This is a genomic window from Paenibacillus sp. FSL k6-2145, from assembly GCF_037976585.1.
Lineage (GTDB): Bacteria > Bacillota > Bacilli > Paenibacillales > Paenibacillaceae > Paenibacillus.
Genome location: NZ_CP150267.1, coordinates 7,055,291 through 7,070,645, shown reverse-complemented (window position 1 = coordinate 7,070,645; position 15,355 = coordinate 7,055,291). Strand labels below are relative to the sequence as shown.

The window sequence follows — 15,355 nt, the reverse complement described above, 5'->3', positions numbered from 1 at the left end:
AAAGGAGCTGGCTGTGCATGCAAGCATGGTTCGCATCACACCCGATCGTAGCCTACATCGTCATCTTTGTATTGATTACTTACGTATATAACAAGGTGTTTCGGGTACGTCAGAAATTGCCACTTGGTAAGGAAATCGTTCTCTATATTTTGATGGCGATGGGCACATTCATGCTTCTTATTTTTCAGATTGACAAGCTGCCCATCATTCAATGTTTGTTGGTCGCGGTTGGTTTGATGTTGTTAGTGAGAGTGCGTTATTTTATTGAAGGTCGTCAAAAGAAAAAAGCGGAAGCTGCCGCTCGAAACTCATAAATCCTGTCTTGTACAGACCATCCGTTTTCCTTAGGGAAAGCGGTTGTCTTTTATTTAGACAAAAACAGATGTGATAAAGGTGTTGAAGATATGAACTCAAATTCGAACGGACTGCCTCCACGGAGACAGGCACCAACGCAATCCGGTGCTTCTGGATCGAAGAATGGCAAGGGCAAGCAGCCTAAGAAGAAAAAGAGAATGAATGCTTTTGGCAGAATCCTTTTAAGTCTATTGGTTATTGCCATTGTGGTAGGCGGTGGATATGCGTACTGGGTATACAATCAAGTCGTGGATACAGGCATCGATAAACCGGTACCTCCCGGGATGTCAGCCACAACCAAACCGATCACGATGCTGTTATTAGGCACAGATAACCGTCCTGAAACTGGCACATATCTCTCGGATGTTGTTATGGTGGCTTCGTTGAATCCGGAGACCAAGACGGCAACCATTGTATCATTGCCTCGAGACACGCGTATTCAATTGGATGGGTACAAATCCAACAAGCTGAATTCCTATTATCCAAGATTCAAAGCACAGGAAAAAACCACTGGCAAAAATGCAGAGGATCAGATGAAAGAAATGATGGGCAAGTATTTGGATGTAGATATTAATTATACAACCGTCCTGAATTTCCAGGCATTCCGTGATGCTGTCAATGCCGTGGGTGGCGTGGATGTGACTGTGGATAAAAATATGTGTTATAGAGATACAGCCGATGGTACAGATATCAATCTGGTCGCAGGCGCACAACATCTCGATGGTAAAGCAGCACTAGATTTTGTTCGTTACCGCAAATCCAATTGTAATCCAAAGACTGATGAATCCAATGACTTTGATCGTAACAAACGTCAAAACCAAGTGCTGAACTCCATGCTGGATCAGATGAAATCTCTTGGGGGCATTACAAAGATCAGCAAAGTGATTGGTGCAGTTGACAAGAATATGACGACAGATGTGGAATCGGAACAAATGAAAAACTTTATCTCGACGTATTGGAACATTTCCACCTCGGATGTACATTATACTCCGGTTACCGGAGAGTGGAGAAGTCCATATGTGTATATTAATGAGACGGAACTCGCCAATGCCAAGCAGGCTTTACAAGATACTCTTTCAGGTAAAGTAACGGCTTCACCTTCAGGCGAATAACCTTCATTCTTTTGGGATTGGAAGCACGTTAATCGGTATGCTATAATAACATAAACCAAGTACAAGAATTGCATAAAGAAGGTTAGGGGGCTGGTTGAATGTCCGAAGCCGTCACACAATTAACTGAATCTCTTTTACAGCAATTCAAGAATGAGACCTTTGTGCTTCTGAGCACAGTGGATGTAGAATCCGGAGGTCCGACTTCAACAGCCATCTCCTGGATTTATGCGGAGAATGCTTCTACTTTTCGTTTAGCGATCGATCATCGTTCACGTTTAGTGAATAACATGATTACTAATCCGCTCATTACGGTGACTGTCTTTGGAGAAGAGACGGTGTACGCAGTGAACGGACGTGCTGCGGTACGACAAGATCCGCTGCAGGACGTTCCATTTAATATGTGCTGTTTCGACATTACAATTGAAGCGGTGAGGAATGCTCTGTTTTACGGCGCTCAATTGTCCTCTGTGCCTCAATACGTCAAAATATATGATCAGCGTGCCGCTGAGAAATTAGATGAGCAGGTTTTTGCTGCCATGAAAAAAGCCTAGTGAGAGATCACTGGGCTTTTTGTTGTCTTTTGTCAGATGAATGCAGCTGCTGCATTTGTTGTTTTTGATTCACGTTTTCATCCGGATTTTGACGGACTTTGACGTCTTTCGGGAGTTGAGGGATAATTCGTCCCACCATGTCAGCAAGTTCTGAAGCAAAACCGGAGATGGGGTGCCCTTGACGAATATGTTCACCGATTTCTTTAATTCGTTCAGTGACATCTGCATCAGCAGTAACGATGGAATCTACACCTTCGGGGTCTTTGCGAAGTGCCTCGGCAACAGCGTACTTAATGGTACCAACCCGAGCACGTTCCAGTTCACCATCAACATCGATGCCAACTACGGCTGTATTACCGAGTATGACGCAGTTCGCATCTTCAACACCTTCCACTTGCTTGGCAAGGGCTTTAAGGTGATTGATTCGTTTTTCATTGGGCATCCGGCCACTCTGTGCATCATCCGCAATGTTGGTATCATGGACTTCACCTGTATTCTCATTGAGGCGGTCCAAACGTGAAGGATTCATCCGATCTTCCTGTGCATTGAGCATGTGAGATCCTTTCCCTTGATCTTGCTGAGTTGTTACATTTCCTCCGTAACCTTTCGCATGTGTACCTTGATTCGGCGAAGCGCTGCGTGTGGAACTGTTGCAACCTGTAAGTATAAAGATCAGAAGCAGCGTGCAAACCCATATTTTCATAAATGTTCATCCTTTCTCGGAGTTTTTCAGAATGGTTGACAATTATTTTGCCCTAGTCGAATACATTTATGTATGGGATCATGATTGTCCATGCCGCTGCTGAAAGATCACACTATCCATGCCTTTAACGACGCCGCTTTGGAGGGGATTGAATGAAAAAGATTTTTGTATTGGATACCAACGTGCTTCTGCATGACCCCAATGCCATATTTGCCTTTGAGGAACATGAGGTAATCATTCCCGCGGTTGTACTGGAGGAGATCGACTCCAAAAAAAGAAATGCCGATGAAATTGGGCGTAATGCCCGTAATGTATCCAGACTGTTAGACGGATTACGTGAGCTGGGTCACTTGCACAGTGGGGTACCTTTGGCTAATGGAGGTAACCTGAAAGTAGAGCTAAATCATCGGAGTTTCGTGAAAGTTCAGGAAATGTTTGGTGAAGTGTCCAACGATAATCGCATTTTGGCTGTCGCACTGAATTATCAGATTGAGGAGAATGAAAAGGAAGTAGTCGAACGTCAGGTCGTGCTTGTCAGTAAAGATGTACTTGTGCGTATCAAAGCGGATGTACTTGGTCTGTTCACACAGGATTACTTATCAGATCGGACGGCAGGACTCAGTGAGTTATATCCAGGTTATACGGCCCTTAAAGTTCATCCGTCAGTGATTGATGAGTTTTACACATATCGTTTTTTACCGATCAAACCGTTACAGTTGTCTTATTCGTTGTATCCGAATGAATTTGTCATTCTCAAGGATGAGATGGGAACCAATAAATCGGCTTTGCTTAAAGTCAATACAGAGGGAACAAAGCTGGAACCGCTTTTCCTCAGTAATGACAATGTCTGGGGTATTAGCGCACGTAACGCACAACAACGGATGGCATTGGAACTGCTTTTAAATGATGACATCCCGCTTGTTACCATCACAGGTAAAGCTGGAACAGGGAAAACCTTGCTGGCACTTGCAGCAGGTCTACTAAAGGTAGAGGATGATCATAAATACAAAAAACTGTTGATCGCTCGTCCTGTCGTTCCCATGGGGAAAGATATCGGTTACTTGCCTGGTGAGAAAGAAGAAAAACTTCGTCCATGGATGCAGCCGATTTATGATAATCTGGAGTTTTTGTTTGACACCAAAAAAGCCGGAGATATCGATAAAATCCTAATGGGGCTTGGCAGTATCCAGGTGGAGGCCTTAACGTATATTCGTGGAAGATCGATACCTGGACAGTTTATTATTATTGATGAAGCTCAGAACCTCTCCCGCCATGAAGTGAAGACCATTGTATCCAGGGTCGGTGAAGGCAGTAAGATTATTTTGATGGGAGACCCCGAACAGATAGACCATCCGTATCTTGATTCTGCCAGTAACGGCCTGACATATATCGTGGAACGGTTCAAACAAGAGGGAATTAGCGGACACATCATGCTCGAAAAAGGAGAACGGTCCAAGCTGGCACAGCTTGCAGCTGATTTATTGTAATATTTAGGGGATTTATTTCCCGGAAAATGTTGTTATTAAAGCCGGCTCCTGGAGTCGGCTTTTTGCTGAAAAAATAAGTAAGCGTTATTACACAGAACTCGATATGCTCGTATTATGCAAAAATCCGAAAAAGTGTTTTTCGGCAGGGTAGGACAAGAGTACTACTTATTTGTTACAATAATTGCTGCAGGAAAAAACTAGGTGAACAGGGAGGGAAGTTAATGAAGCGTAGACATCAGGTTGTTTTATTCGCGGTATTGCTGCTTTCGTTAACGATCTTGTCACCAAGTTTTGACTTTAGAGGTTCGCAGCTCAATCAGGAACGCGATCAGGAAAAGGATGCTTTTCCTGGGTCTTCGTCCCGTAATGAAGATGCTCAAGCTCCGCTGGAGGTTGTAGTGGCCATGTCGGATGAAGAGTTTCAAGCCTTTCAAAAAATAGCTAAAGAAGTTGCTGTTTCCCAGCTGGTAGAAGTTAATCTTCGGAATGAGAAGCCGGATACATATAAGCATGTTTTGGATCTTGAATTTTCACTGGGGGAGAACGGTGATGTTGTTCTGCTTGATAGTGAGGAAGTGCAATACTATGCCCAAAAAGGGTACCTGTATCCGTTAAACGGAACAACATTATCGAAGTCGCTAGGAGATACGGTAGTTGGGTTACGGGGAATGACAGAGTGGAATGGTTATCAGTGGGGAATGCCTTTTGATTTTGATCCGTACATTCTGGCTGCACAATCTTCATTTCTGAAGAGAGCTGGTCTGGAGTCATTACCTCGAAATAAAGATCAGTGGGTCAAACTTACTCAACAAGCCATTGCGGAAGGCATCCCTTTAATTACAATGAACATCAATGATATGTACGGGACAAATGCGTGGCTGAATCATTTGGAACCGAGAATGGCACCAGATCAAGTTAAACGAACACAAATAGATTCGCAAACGGGGGATCTTCAGCAGGGGATTCAGTTGATGAATCAGATTCAGCCCCTTATTAGGCTTGAGTCTACCAATCCAGGGTTCTTTCCAACTGCTGACCAAAACGACACACCGATGGTTGTATCATTGTTATCTCAATTATTGAATGCGGATCAAGCGAGTACAGTTGAAAAAGATTCTTTGGAGCGGATTTCTTTGGAAACCTTGGAAACTGTAAACTCCAGAAGCCTTGTCATTACTGCGGGTTCGGTTGAGGCTGAGGAGGCCAGTAGATGGATTGAAGGAATGACCTCTGCTACGACACAGCTGAAATGGTACCAACAGGTCAACCGGTTGCCCGCAAAGCAACAGGAGCTGGATTTGGAGTCTGAGAAACTCGTTGGACCTTATGACATGACAAAGGGACAATCCTGGTTCTCAACCACCCAAGATGTCCCCGCTGCAACGAACAAAAGTCATGCTCTAATAACTCGTTTTCATAAAAAAGTACAACAATTCCTAAAGGGAGAAATTACAGCGAATCAATACGTAGACAGTATTAGAACGACGAACTAACTTTAAAAGGATATAGCTAGTTTTACTTCCAGTACGCCTTCACTTGTTGAAACATCGGTTGCTTTAACAAACGATAGGATTTTCTGTGGATAGAACCCAAGGTCAAATTCTCTTTCCAGCATTCGGCGAGTGGTATCTGGTAGTTCAAGCTGGTTGAATACAAGTTTGTCCACATGAAAACGAATGGAGTTTTGAGGTTCATTCTCTACCGTATAATGTCCTTCGATGCTTAATTGCAACTGATCCCGCTGACCGGAAGCTATAATCTTATCCTGGTTAAACTGAAAGGCAAAGTCTTCAAAGATTGGATTTTGGGAACGCAGAAATGCATTAAGCTCATCCTGCCCAATTCGAATCGTATACGTTGTTCCAGTCGTGGATATACCTCCGTTTTGTTTTTGGATAAAATCGGGCAGGTTCTGCATGGCAGATGCCAATGCTTTGAAATATCGTTTCACCTCATAGATGCCGATATTCTCCCAATAAAGGGTCAGTTCATCCATCAGTTTCTGAATCGCTGCCGCATCTCCGCTGGTGGCTATTTGGGCATCCATTTCTTTTTGCAAGGTGACTACACGTTCCCGCTGGTTTTGAAGATTAGTCTTCATTTCGGTTAATTCTGTTGTAGTCTGATGAATCTGAGTGGAAGTCTGTTGCAGGGTGTGATAACGGTCCTGATACTTGTCCAGCACAGCTTGATCCCGTCCGATAATAATCTGGTAATAATCATACAGTACAAACAGGTCTTTGAATGACCTGGCTCCCAGGACCGTCATGAGGAGGCTGTCGCGTTCTCCTGTGTAGTAGGACCTTACTACAGCTCCGGCCCGATCTTGCTGAATATGTATCTGTTCTTCCTGTTCCTGAAGCTGGACGGATAATGTCTCGTATTGTTGAGCCAGCTGCTTCTGCCTTTCGGCGATGCGTTCGATTTCGTGATCGATTTCAACAATAGATAGACTTTTTTGCAATATCTCACGTGTATCCTCAGGTGAAGACTCTCCATAGGCATGGGCTAAAGGTAGCTGGAGGAATAAAATGATGCATAATATAAAGGCGGCAATGCCGTATTGACGTTTCACCGATCCATTCTCCTTTCCACTTCTTAAATGACAATCGTACAGGCTTGTTGTCTTCCAGACAATATATGAAACAAATACGTGAAATATCCTTAGTGGTTACATAACACCACGAACAATCATTTAGTCTGAACACAACAAAAAAGCAACCCGACAGATATCGGATCACTTTGATGCTGCAGGTGGATTAGAGCGGCAACCCCATTTCGAATACGGTCCAGTAGCTGAACCCCGTGAATGTTACGATCATATAACCCCAGAAGAGCAATATGTACGTTCGCTCGGTAAATTTCAAGTATCCCAAAATGACAAAAAACGCAGTCTGCAGGAAAAAAAGCAAAGCCATTTCGACCAGATCTCCCGCAAAAGCCATCAGGCCAATTGCAAGCGTGAAGAACCCGAGTACCCGAAACATGCGTGCCACGGTAAATCCTCCTCTCCTAAGTACGTTCATAGATTGTCTACACAACATTATACCGGGAAAGGAAAAACGTGTAAACAAATTTGGATATGAAAGCGAATTCTTTTTTTACTCAATGTAAGTATAGAGGGATATGTTTTACGTATGTCACGTATGAGCAAGCCTGAATGTGGAAATACATTTTAGTATGAAATCAATTCTATGAACTCTATGAGAGGCATAAGAATGAATGAAGCAGCTTTTATACCTAATTCACATACCGGGCTTCCGGTAATGCGGACGGTTATTTTAGGATGTTGTTAGGAGGGTATTATAGCATGACTGCAGTGAGACAGGATGCTTGGAGTACAGAGGACGATTTGATATTGGCTGAGGTTACTTTGCGTCATATTCGGGAAGGCAGTACACAATTGGCCGCTTTTGAAGAGGTGGGCGAAAAAATAGGCAGAACATCTGCCGCATGCGGTTTTCGCTGGAACAGTTGTGTACGTAAAAAGTATGATTCTGCCATCAGTAACGCCAAGGCACAACGACAAAAACGAAGTTATCTCAGAAAGCAACCAGCTATGCTCGGACCGCAGGTTGCAGCACTGTCTACACTGGACACTGAAGAACATCTGTACAAATCAGATGGGATCTCAGACGATTCATTATCGATGGATGCAGTAATCCGCTTCCTGCGACAATGGAAGGGAACAGTGCAGGAGAGTAATCGTCAACTCAAGATGCTGGAGAAGGAGCTTCGCGAGAAAGAAGATGAATTGCTTGAACTACGTCTTGAGAATGACCGTCTTTCCAAGGAAGTGAATGAAGTGCAGACGGATTACCGTGTTGTGAACGACGACTATAAAGCTTTGATTCAGATTATGGATCGGGCTCGCAGACTCGCATTTTTGTCCGAAGAAGAAGAGGAACTTAAGACACGTTTCAAGATGGATGCCAACGGGAATCTGGAACGAATTGAATAACAAGTTCAGACGTTTGATTTGTGAAAGTCAGGTATGAACCCGCCACACCTCCGTTACACAACGGCAGGTATGACGGGTTTTTAGTTTGGTGTTTTTGTTCTATTATAGATAATAGAAGAGCAACTACTGAAGCGGAGAGGAGTGCATCATATGATTATTGACATCGTAGGAGCGGGGGCACTGGGTCTTTTGTATGGCGGGAAACTGCTGGCGTCAGGTAACCAGGTCAGATTTTGGACAAGAACAATTGCTCAGGCAAACCTGCTCAGCCATGATGGAGTAACCATTGTGGAACGTGGCGAGGAGATACATATTCTACCGGATCAAATACAGGCGAAACCTATAAGTGAGCTGGCTGACACATGGAAGAACACACCAGGAGAATGGTTGCTGCTCATGATTAAGCAGACAAGCATTGATGATTTCATTCATGAGATTAGTCCATTACAAGATCATGTGCTGAATATCGCTTGTTTCCAAAATGGGATGGGCCATCTGGCAAAACTTCAAGCAGCTTTGCCAAAGTCGCTTCTGTGTAGTGCGGTTACAACAGAAGGTGCGAAGCGCACACAAAGTCAGGTAACTCGTGCAGGTACAGGTGAAACCAGGCTGGGGAGGTACAACATACATATAGTAGCTTCTACCTCTATAGAGAAGGAGAGAACATTTACTCTGTCGGGATCGTTGCAGCAGGCAGGATTTGACTGTACAGTGTCGAATGAAATCGATAAGCTGATATACAGGAAACTATTGATTAATTCAGTCATTAACCCGCTTACGGCACTATGGCGAATCCCTAATGGAGAACTGATCATCAAGGAAGAACGAAAGAGGCTAATGCGCCAGTTATATGATGAAGTATTGTTAATCTACTCTGCAAGTGGAATATGTTTGGGTCAGGATATGTGGGATCAACTGATATCGGTCTGTCGTTCTACTGCCACGAATACTTCCTCCATGCTTGCAGATGTTCTCGCTGGACGTGGTACAGAAGTGAGGTCAATTAACGGTCATATTGTAAGAATGGCACAGAAGTTGGACCTTGTTGCACCTACACATGAAATACTGCTTCATCTGATTGAAGGAATGCAACCGGAAGGAGTGAATTAATGGGACTTTTTATTGTGTTGAGCATATTGCCCTTTTTTCCGTTCTTTCTTGTTTATTGGGGAATGTACGTATGGAAAAAAGACAAACGGAACGCCATGCGGATGGCAATGGATGTAACCACTTTTTTTCTTGTTTTTTCAGTATCGGCGTTATTCAACTTAACATTTGATTCGAATTTTGGTTTTTATCTGACACTATTACTCATACTACTAGCACTTGGATTCATCGGAGGTGCGCAAAATCGACTAAAGGGGAAGGTCGATGGGGGGAGAATGTTCCGGGCCGTATGGCGCATGGCCTTCATCATTATGAGTTTCGGGTATGTTTTGTTTACTTTATTTGGATTAATTAGATACTTCATGCAACAGATGTGAGGTTACATAACGCAAAAGGGCTAAAAAATGTGTCGATTTTGTCGAAAACTGAAAAAAACATTACTTTCTGAAAAAGTAATGTAGATTTTTTTGACCGGTGGTTGTATAATCTATAAACATATAAACCATATCAATTTAGGGGGAACGTGTTAGATGAAAAGGAAAAGTCTATTAGTCCTTTTGACGCTGATTTTGGCGTTCGGTACCGTACTTGCAGCGTGCGGATCGAAAAACGAAGGCACAGGTAACACCGATACTGGTTCTGCAAGCGAAGGAAATGGTCTTGCTAAAGATCAAATTCTGAAAATCAACCTGTCAGCTGAACCTCCTACGTTGGACCCGGCTCAAGCAAAAGACAGCCAAACCAACACAGTTTTGAAATTCTTGTATGAAGGTCTTGTACGCATCGATGCTGATGGTAAAGAACAAGCGGGCGTAGCTAAAGACTGGACAATCTCCGAAGATGGTTTGAAATATGTTTTCAACCTGAACCCGGATGCTAAATGGAGCAACGGTGATGCAATCACTGCCGAAGACTTTGTTCGTTCTTGGGAACGTGCTTTGAAACCGGAAACAGCTTCTCCATATGCATACCAATTGTACTATATTAAAGGCGCTGAAGGTTACAACCTCAGCAAAGATGAAACATACAAAGGTACTAAAGTCACAGATTTCTCACAAGTAGGCGTTAAAGCTACTGATGAACACACATTGGAAGTAACGTTGGAAAACCCAACACCTTACTTCTTGGGTCTGACAGCATTCTACACGTACTACCCAGTACATGCATCTGCTGACACAAATGACAAATTCTTCACAGACTACAAAAACATGATCGTTAACGGACCATTTGTAATGGATCAATATTCTAAAGGTCAAAAAATTGTTGTGAAGAAAAACGATGGTTACCATGCAGCTGCCGATATTAAATTGGCTCAAATCGATATGTCTCTGACGAACAGCAGTGCTTCCGAGCTGCAAGCTTACAAATCAGGACAATTGGACTACACTGGTGCACCTAACGGTGAAATTCCATCCGACCAAATTCCTTCTGTAAAAGCGGAATTGCCGGACGAGTTCAAAGCTACTGGTATTGCAAGTACGTACTACTATCAGTTCAACGTAAACGAAGCACCATTTAACAACGTTAAAATCCGTAAAGCATTTGCAATGGCAATTCAACGTCAGCTGATTGTTGACAAAGTTACACAAGGTGGACAAATTCCAGCATTCGGCTTTGTACCTCCAGGTATCCGTGGTGAAAACGGCGAATTCCGTGATGAGCACAAAGACGATTACTTCACAGAAAATGTGGAAGAAGCTAAAGCATTGCTTGCTGAAGGTATGAAAGAAGAAGGTTACACAACATTGCCAGCTGTTACGTTGATCTACAACACTAGTGATGGTCACGCGAAAATCGCTTTGGCGGTTGCTGACATGTGGAAACAAAATCTTGGTGTTGATGTGAAAACAGAAAACCAAGAGTGGGGCGTATTCCTTGAGAACCGTCAAAACCAAAACTTCCAAGTAGCTCGTGCAGGTTGGTCTGCTGACTACAACGATCCATACAACTTCTTGGAAATGTGGACTACTGGAAACACAAACAATGATTCCAAATTCAGCAACGAACAGTATGACAAAGATGTTAAAGACACTGTAAAATCTGCTGATCCAGCTGCACGTATGGCTGCATTTGCTGACGCTGAGAAAATCCTGATTCAAGATGAAATGGGCGTTATGCCAATCTATTACTACACTAACGTATCTTTGACCAAGCCTTACCTGAAAGGCGTACAACTTGATTTCAGTGGAGCTATTGACTTCACACGTGCATATCTGGAAGAGAAATAAGTTGTTCTGAAGTCTAATATGAATACTTCGGGATATATATGTGGAATTCCATATATATCCCGATTTTTTGTATGTGCACCGATTTTCCTTATAATTCTTGAAATTTCCGATAAATGGATTGGACTTTATTTCTGTCTAATTCTACAATCGATTTGTATACAAAATATTGTTTGTGGAGGTGTGCAAGGGTTGGTTAAGTATGTGTTGAAAAAACTATTATTTATGCTGCTATCGCTTTTCATACTCGCATCTGCAACCTTCTTCCTGATGAAGGCTATTCCGGGTGACCCTTTTACATCCGAGAAAAAAGTATCGCCTGAAATTCGGGTTTTGCTGGAACAGAAGTATGGATTGGACAAACCGATGTATGAACAATACCTGAAGTATATGGGTGGAATCCTTAAGGGAGATTTCGGAGTCTCAATGAAATATCTCAATCGAGATGTAGCCGGAATGATCGGCGAAACATTCACCGCTTCGCTGAAGCTTGGAGTGTTTGCAATTGTTATCTCCATTATCGTGGGTGTTTTGCTGGGGCTTATTGCTGCAGTTTACCATCGTAAACTCATTGATGATATCACGATGATCCTCGCTGTTATAGGTATAGCTGTTCCGAGCTTCTTGCTTGCGTCACTATTGCAGTATCTCTTTGCTACTAAATTAGGCTGGTTTAACGTTATGGGCTTTGATGGTCCATTGGATTACGTTCTTCCGGTTGCAGCGCTATCTGCATCTCCGATTGCTTTTATCGCTCGTTTGACGCGTTCGAGCATGCTTGAAGTCTTACATGCAGATTATATCAAAACAGCTAAAGCCAAAGGTCTGAAATGGCCTGCAATTATGTTTAAACACGTTGTAAGAAACGGTATTCTACCAGTAGTAACTTATGTTGGTCCAATGACAGCGAATATCATCACAGGTTCCGTTGTAATTGAACAGATCTTTAACATCGGGGGAATTGGTAAAGTATTCGTAGAGAGTATCACAAACCGTGATTACACTATGATCATGGGGATTACAATTTTCTATGGTATCCTCCTGATGTTGGCTCGTTTCTTTACGGATATCGCTTACGTGCTGATTGATCCTAGAATTAAGCTGGAAAGCCGGAAGGGGGCATAACGTTGTCTGGCACGAATAATAAAAAGAATGAAACGGCGAACACGAACCTGACTAGTCAGGCAGCGGTAAAACCGCAAGAAAGTGTATCCCTTTTTAAAGATGCCATGTACAGACTTGCAACCAATAAGGCTGCTATGATAAGTCTGGGTGTATTGGTTCTTGTCGTGATTTTCTCTTTGATTGGTCCAACTTCTTTGTTTACAAGTTATAATTATTATTCCAATGATTTGTTGAATGCCAATGCAGCGCCGAGTGCGGAGCACTGGTTCGGTACGGACGAGCTTGGTCGTGACGTGTGGGTAAGAACTTGGGTAGGAGCACGTGTATCCCTTACTGTAGGTTTGGCCGCAGCCTTGATTGACCTTGTTATCGGGGTTATTTATGGAGCGATCATGGGTTTCTACGGTGGACGTGTAGATGGAATTATGAACAAGTTTTCCGAAATCCTCTACTCCTTGCCGTACATGCTTGTTGTAATTTTGTTGCTGGTTGTACTGGAACCAAGTCTGACAACGATTATCATTGCCCTCACCATCACAGGCTGGATCAGCATGTCATGGATTGTGCGTGGTGAGATTATGCAACTCAAAAACAGAGACTTTATTCTTGCTGCAAGGTCCATGGGAGCAAGCACAGGGCGTCAATTGTTCCGTCATTTGCTGCCCAATGCAATAGGACCGATTCTTGTAACATTGACATTGTCTATTCCAAATGCAATCTTTGCTGAAGCGTTCCTGAGCTTCCTTGGATTGGGTGTATCAGCACCAAGATCTTCACTTGGTTCTATGATCAATGATGCACTTACAGGCTGGACGCTATTCCCGTGGCGGATGTGGTTCCCAGCAGGTCTAATGGTTCTTACAATGCTTGCATTTAACTTGCTCGGAGACGGTCTGCGTGACGCACTCGATCCGAAATTACGTAAATAGAAACAGGAGGTGGGATTATGGAGCCGATTTTAACTGTCAAAGACCTGAGTGTGTCGTTCTCAACACGTTCTGGTGAATTTGATGCCGTTAAACATGTGAGTTTTGAACTTGGCAAAGGAGAGACGCTGGGGATCGTAGGTGAATCGGGTAGTGGTAAGAGTGTTACCGCCCAAACCATCATGAAATTGATTCCCTCCCCGCCTTCGAAGGTCAAAAGCGGAGAAATTACTTTTCACGGGCAAGACCTGCTGAATAAGACAGACAAACAAATGGAAGCGATTCGTGGTAAAGATATCGGTATGATCTTCCAAGATCCAATGACTTCTTTGAATCCTACCATTAAAATTGGTAAACAAATTACCGAAGTATTGCGCAAGCATCAGAACATGTCCAAACAAGCGGCGAATAAAGCGGCTTTGGAGATGCTGGAACTTGTAGGTATTAAAAATGCGGCTATTCGCATGAATCATTATCCTCACCAATTCTCTGGTGGTATGCGTCAGCGTGCCATGATTGCGATCGCGCTTGCATGTCGTCCATCCCTTCTGATTGCGGATGAGCCGACAACTGCACTTGACGTTACAATTCAGGCTCAAATTCTGGATGTCATGAAAGACATGCAGCAAAAGCTGGGAACATCGATCATGCTGATTACGCATGACCTTGGTGTCGTAGCGGGTATGTGTGACCGTGTTGTTGTTATGAAGGAAGGCGAAGTTGTTGAAACAGGAACAACTGCTGAAATCTTTAGTAACCCTCAACATCCATACACCATTAAATTGCTGAATGCTTTGCCTCGTCTGGACGAGCCCAAAAAGGAAAAACCAGCTCCTGCTGGTATTATCAAAGGCAGCAATAAGCCTCTGGTACAAGTGAAAAACTTGAAACAGTACTTTAATTTGGGTAAAGGTAACATTCTCAAAGCGGTCAATGACGTAAGCTTTGATATCTTTGAAGGTGAAACACTTGGCGTTGTAGGCGAGTCTGGCTGTGGTAAATCCACAACAGGTCGTACCATTCTGCGTCTGTATGAGCCAACTGGCGGAAATGTTAACTTTAACGGAACGGATATCTACAAGTTGTCCCCGCGTAAAATGAAAGAAATGCGTAAAGATATGCAGATGATCTTCCAAGATCCATATGCATCTCTTAACCCGCGTTTCAATGTTATGGATATTATCGGGGAGTCCCTCGATATTCATGGTCTGGCTTCCAGCTCTAAAGAGCGTAAGAGACGAGTGGAGGAACTGCTTGATCTGGTAGGTTTGAATCCAAGTCATGCTCTTCGTTATCCGCATGAATTCTCCGGTGGTCAAAGACAACGGATCGGGATTGCACGTGCACTTGCTGTAGACCCTAAATTCATCATCTGTGATGAGCCATTGTCTGCACTGGATGTATCCATTCAGGCGCAGGTCGTTAAATTGCTTGAAGAACTTCAGCAACGTCTCGGCTTGACATATCTGTTTATTGCGCATGACTTGTCGATGGTTAAACATATCAGTGACCGTGTCGCTGTAATGTACATGGGTAAAGTGGTTGAGCTCGCAGAAAGTGAAGAACTGTATGCGAACCCTGTCCACCCTTATACCAAAACATTGCTCTCAGCAATCCCTGTACCTGATCCGGAAGTGGAAGCGAACAAACGTCGCATCTTGCTGCCGGAAGAGCATATGAGCCCGATTCAGAATGGATCTGGTGGTCCTGCAAATGACCCGTACAACCTGGAAAATGCTCAATTGATTGAGGTTTCCAAAGGTCACTGGGTTGCAGAACCTTACGTATAATAGGAATATTAAAG

The 15,355-nt window shown here is 43.4% G+C and carries 15 protein-coding genes; 12 read left to right on the top strand and 3 right to left on the bottom strand.

What is annotated here, in order from left to right; all coding sequences use genetic code 11:
* Positions 1 to 17 precede the first annotated feature (17 nt).
* From NZ043_RS31370 to NZ043_RS31360, 3 genes are all read left to right on the top strand, one after another.
* Positions 18 to 314 (top strand): YlaH-like family protein, encoded by a 297-nt coding sequence (locus NZ043_RS31370; RefSeq protein WP_036614990.1) that lies wholly within the window; start codon positions 18 to 20, stop codon positions 312 to 314.
* A 90-nt stretch (positions 315 to 404) separates the two neighbouring features.
* Positions 405 to 1,466 carry an LCP family protein gene (locus NZ043_RS31365; RefSeq protein WP_036614987.1) on the top strand — a complete coding sequence of 354 codons (1,062 nt, stop codon included), beginning with the start codon at positions 405 to 407 and terminating at the stop codon, positions 1,464 to 1,466.
* Positions 1,467 to 1,564: 98 nt separating this feature from the next.
* Positions 1,565 to 2,017 carry a pyridoxamine 5'-phosphate oxidase family protein gene (locus tag NZ043_RS31360; RefSeq protein WP_076211583.1) on the top strand — a complete coding sequence of 151 codons (453 nt, stop codon included), beginning with the start codon at positions 1,565 to 1,567 and terminating at the stop codon, positions 2,015 to 2,017.
* 7 nt (positions 2,018 to 2,024) lie between these two features.
* Here the strand turns inward: NZ043_RS31360 and NZ043_RS31355 are convergent, their stop codons facing one another.
* The gene (locus NZ043_RS31355; protein ID WP_133385545.1) at positions 2,025 to 2,720 is read right to left on the bottom strand and encodes a YhcN/YlaJ family sporulation lipoprotein; all 696 of its coding nucleotides are present in this window, start codon (positions 2,718 to 2,720) and stop codon (positions 2,025 to 2,027) included.
* A 152-nt stretch (positions 2,721 to 2,872) separates the two neighbouring features.
* Here NZ043_RS31355 and NZ043_RS31350 point away from each other — a divergent pair, with 152 nt between their 5' ends.
* Positions 2,873 to 4,207: a PhoH family protein gene (locus NZ043_RS31350; protein WP_024628438.1), complete on the top strand. Its 1,335-nt coding sequence runs from the start codon at positions 2,873 to 2,875 to the stop codon at positions 4,205 to 4,207.
* Between the two features lie 221 nt (positions 4,208 to 4,428).
* The gene (locus NZ043_RS31345; protein WP_133385544.1) at positions 4,429 to 5,700 is read left to right on the top strand and encodes an extracellular solute-binding protein; all 1,272 of its coding nucleotides are present in this window, start codon (positions 4,429 to 4,431) and stop codon (positions 5,698 to 5,700) included.
* Positions 5,701 to 5,702: 2 nt separating this feature from the next.
* Here the strand turns inward: NZ043_RS31345 and NZ043_RS31340 are convergent, their stop codons facing one another.
* Both NZ043_RS31340 and NZ043_RS31335 read right to left on the bottom strand, forming a co-directional pair.
* A complete protein-coding gene (locus tag NZ043_RS31340; RefSeq protein ID WP_133385543.1) occupies positions 5,703 to 6,782 on the bottom strand; it encodes a hypothetical protein in 1,080 nt (359 codons plus the stop codon).
* Between the two features lie 184 nt (positions 6,783 to 6,966).
* Positions 6,967 to 7,203, bottom strand: a complete 237-nt coding sequence (locus tag NZ043_RS31335; RefSeq protein WP_017687281.1) for a DUF2626 domain-containing protein — start codon at positions 7,201 to 7,203, stop codon at positions 6,967 to 6,969.
* Positions 7,204 to 7,517: 314 nt separating this feature from the next.
* Between NZ043_RS31335 and NZ043_RS31330 the strand changes: the two genes are divergently transcribed.
* From NZ043_RS31330 to NZ043_RS31300, 7 genes are all read left to right on the top strand, one after another.
* Complete coding sequence (locus tag NZ043_RS31330; RefSeq protein WP_076211575.1) at positions 7,518 to 8,168, top strand: RsfA family transcriptional regulator; 651 nt, start codon at positions 7,518 to 7,520, stop codon at positions 8,166 to 8,168.
* Positions 8,169 to 8,318: 150 nt separating this feature from the next.
* Positions 8,319 to 9,278, top strand: a complete 960-nt coding sequence (locus NZ043_RS31325) for a 2-dehydropantoate 2-reductase (protein ID WP_133385542.1) — start codon at positions 8,319 to 8,321, stop codon at positions 9,276 to 9,278.
* The gene (locus NZ043_RS31320) at positions 9,278 to 9,652 is read left to right on the top strand and encodes a DUF3397 domain-containing protein (protein ID WP_091028465.1); all 375 of its coding nucleotides are present in this window, start codon (positions 9,278 to 9,280) and stop codon (positions 9,650 to 9,652) included. The genes NZ043_RS31325 and NZ043_RS31320 overlap by 1 nt, the downstream gene beginning before the upstream one ends.
* A gap of 153 nt (positions 9,653 to 9,805) precedes the next feature.
* On the top strand, positions 9,806 to 11,503 hold the full coding sequence (locus NZ043_RS31315; protein ID WP_133385541.1) for a peptide ABC transporter substrate-binding protein: 1,698 nt from the start codon (positions 9,806 to 9,808) through the stop codon (positions 11,501 to 11,503).
* 189 nt (positions 11,504 to 11,692) lie between these two features.
* Positions 11,693 to 12,625 carry an ABC transporter permease gene (locus NZ043_RS31310; RefSeq protein WP_076211567.1) on the top strand — a complete coding sequence of 311 codons (933 nt, stop codon included), beginning with the start codon at positions 11,693 to 11,695 and terminating at the stop codon, positions 12,623 to 12,625.
* Positions 12,626 to 12,627: 2 nt separating this feature from the next.
* Complete coding sequence (locus NZ043_RS31305; protein WP_083657091.1) at positions 12,628 to 13,554, top strand: ABC transporter permease; 927 nt, start codon at positions 12,628 to 12,630, stop codon at positions 13,552 to 13,554.
* Between the two features lie 17 nt (positions 13,555 to 13,571).
* Positions 13,572 to 15,341: an ABC transporter ATP-binding protein gene (locus NZ043_RS31300; RefSeq protein WP_124116013.1), complete on the top strand. Its 1,770-nt coding sequence runs from the start codon at positions 13,572 to 13,574 to the stop codon at positions 15,339 to 15,341.
* Positions 15,342 to 15,355: the final 14 nt, after the last annotated feature.